The sequence below is a fragment of the Microcystis sp. M53602_WE12 genome (assembly GCF_030065455.1).
Lineage (GTDB): Bacteria > Cyanobacteriota > Cyanobacteriia > Cyanobacteriales > Microcystaceae > Microcystis > Microcystis aeruginosa.
The window spans coordinates 1-2,731 of record NZ_JASJFB010000309.1 but is presented as its reverse complement, the minus strand read 5'-3'; the positions used below and the strand labels follow the sequence as shown (position 1 = coordinate 2,731).

The 2,731-nt window shown below is 44.0% G+C and carries 1 protein-coding gene and 1 pseudogene; one reads left to right on the top strand and one right to left on the bottom strand.

The features are described from left to right. Positions 1 to 141 precede the first annotated feature (141 nt). Positions 142 to 1,887 carry a VWA domain-containing protein gene (locus PX482_RS11020; RefSeq protein WP_043999401.1) on the bottom strand — a complete coding sequence of 582 codons (1,746 nt, stop codon included), beginning with the start codon at positions 1,885 to 1,887 and terminating at the stop codon, positions 142 to 144. A 239-nt stretch (positions 1,888 to 2,126) separates the two neighbouring features. Here PX482_RS11020 and PX482_RS11015 point away from each other — a divergent pair. Continuing rightward, positions 2,127 to 2,731 (top strand): annotated as a pseudogene (locus PX482_RS11015) (RNA-guided endonuclease InsQ/TnpB family protein); the annotation flags it as partial.

Sequence of the window (2,731 nt, the reverse complement as noted above, 5' to 3'; positions counted from 1 at the left end):
TAAATCCTTATCTGGCAAGAGACTTAATTGATTAGTTCGCTCTAGATAAAAAACAATTGACAAAAATCGCTAAATGCCTTTCTATATAAGGGTTACATCCCTTATAATCCCCGTCCATTGCATAACACAAACCGAAGAGCCTTAAAACTCTACTTGCAAGTCTCCCATCACAGTTGATATAGTCGCTGGATCTCCTTGACGATAGTAACCGCCGTTAACTTCGGCAATTTTTTGCAAAGCCTGGGGATTAAATTCTCCTTCTTTCCCATAACCAATAGTAAAGAAAGCAATTCGCTGATCGGAAGAAAAGCCACTCTTTTGCAACTCTTGTTCCAACTGATCCAGATTAATTTGTGACCCCGAATCTTCTCCATCAGTTAAGATTAACACGGCATTAATAGTATCAGTCCGCAAATTTTGAGATAGCCAGTTGCGGGCATAGAGGGCGCTATCATAAAGTCTGGTCCCACCACTGGACCGCAGTTGGCCAATAAATTCAATGCCGCGATCTCGCCCCTGTGGAGTTCCTTCTATAATCACAGGTTCGTTAATAACTGAATTGAAACTAATTAGGGCAATTCTTTCCTTCGGTCCCAGGTTCTGAACGTAATTAAGTAAAGTATTCTTAACTGATGTCAGTTTTTGCCCTTCCATCGACCCAGAAGTATCAATTACTACTGCTACTTGCGACGGTTTCTTGGCATAATTTTGCCAGCTTTTAAGCATGGCTTCAACTACTTCTGGTTGGGGCGAACGGTAAGAGTCATAGGTGGGTTGAGGATTCACGCCAAATTCAGCAGAAAACTTGCTTCCCAAGGCTACTCCTGGAACACCCGGTCGCAGTCCCAAATCTGTGGCAATTTGTTGGTTTTCGGGCAAAAGAATGAATTCAATTACCTTTTCAGCAGCTTCTTTTTCTCGGTCACTTATCCAAGGCGCATTGGCTAAAATTGCCCGCATATTGGAACTGAAAGTAGCCTTGGGATAGACGGCTTGATAGCGCGTTTGATTGGAACCAGCTTGGCTGTTAGCAGCAATTACCAAAGACTCGTAAACTGAGGCTACCGAAGCCCAAAAGGGTCCGTTGGCGACCATAGATTGGGCAAGGGAAGCGGTAGAAGTACCATAGCGAGTGATTTTACTCTGGATCTGTTGAATTTGTCCCTGATATTTTTCTACGTCAGCTACAGTCAGATCTTCCGGGCGCTTACCTGCTACAGCAGCAAATTGGGCCACCAGGGTTTGTAAGCCAGAATTAGAACGGGTAGGCGCGGTGTGGACGTAAGTGATGGGGAGGGGTGGGGCTTTGGGATCGAGTTGGCGGTAGTTGTCCAATTTAGCTAGGGCGACGAAGGGATCTTCTACTTTTTCTAAACCCTTGGCGAGGTCAGCGGTTGTCATGAAAACCATCGGACTGTAGGCGATCAGGGGTGAGTCGGTAATTTCCGGGATGTAATTTTGTCCGGGAAATAGCTTGTTCATCTGGTAGATGAGTTGACTCTGATAAATTTCGCCATCGACGGATAAAAGGGTGGGAAATTCGGGCGCATCGGCTTTGAGAGTTCCATTTTGGTACTGTTGGGCCAGCGAGAGAATCGTTTGGACCACATCGCCGCTTCCTTTAGCTTCGCAACTGAGGTAAAAGGCTTCACCGCTAGCGAGTTTGGGTTGGCTTTGGTTCAATTTCGTGGCTGCTTGCTGACAGAATTGGGCTAGGTCGCTTCCCACGAGAAATTTGACTTCAAGTCCCTGTTGTCTGGGTTGTTGGCTTCCTTGTTGTTGGGGTTGCTGTCCACAAGCACCTAGAAATACTAAGGTAGACAGGACGGTTAAGGGAGTAACTGAGGTTAAATAACGAGAAAAAGCAAGATTTTGGCGTTTAATCATGAGTCTTGACAGAGTAATAACCAATAAAGCACGAAGTTACTCGGATCAATGCAGATGGGATGAGAACATATTTCCCTAAAATGTCGGATGAATGCCCCCGCTAAATTTTTCGACAAGACATCAACCTTTGCGGGGGATGAAATCCGACCAGGATATTAACTGCGAAGCCCGATTTTAATTCTACCATTTGTAGGTAAACTGTGTTATACTTAATTTGGCCAATGGTCGAGGATTGTTAGATGCTAGTCGTAGAAGCAAAGCTAAAAAACGGAACACCAGAGCAATATCACCAGCTTGATGAAGCTATCAAAACTTCTCAGTTTGTGCGTAACTCTTGTGTTCGTTATTGGCGGTCCAATCAAGGGACAACCCGCAATGATCTCCAAAAACTTTGTGCGGTACTAGCTAACAATAAAGAGACCCCTTGGGTGAAGAAATTAAACTCTCAAGCTCGTCAATCGGCTGCTGATAGAGCCTGGCAATCAATTAATCGGTTTTATCATAATTGTCGATGCCCAGATACCGGGGAAAAAGGGGTTTCCTCGATTTAAAAAACATAGCCGTTCTGTTGAATACAAATTAACGGGCTACAAACTATCTGATGAGCGACGTAAAATCAAGTTCACCGATGGCTTTAAAGCAGGAGAATTTGATTTATGGTGTAGTCAAAAAACCTTAGTTTATTATTCAGAGCAACAGATTAAACGGGTAAGAGTTGTTAGACGTGCTGATGGTTATTATTGTCAGTTTTTGATTGACGTAGAGCGGCAAGAATACCATAAACCAACGGGACAAATAACAGGAATTGACCTAGGGTTAAAGGAATTTTATACCGATGCTCAAG

Coding starts and splice junctions, on each gene's coding strand:
- PX482_RS11020 (WP_043999401.1), bottom strand. CDS start 1,887: ATGATTAAACGCCAAAATCTTGCTTTTTCTCGTTATTTAACCTCAGTT.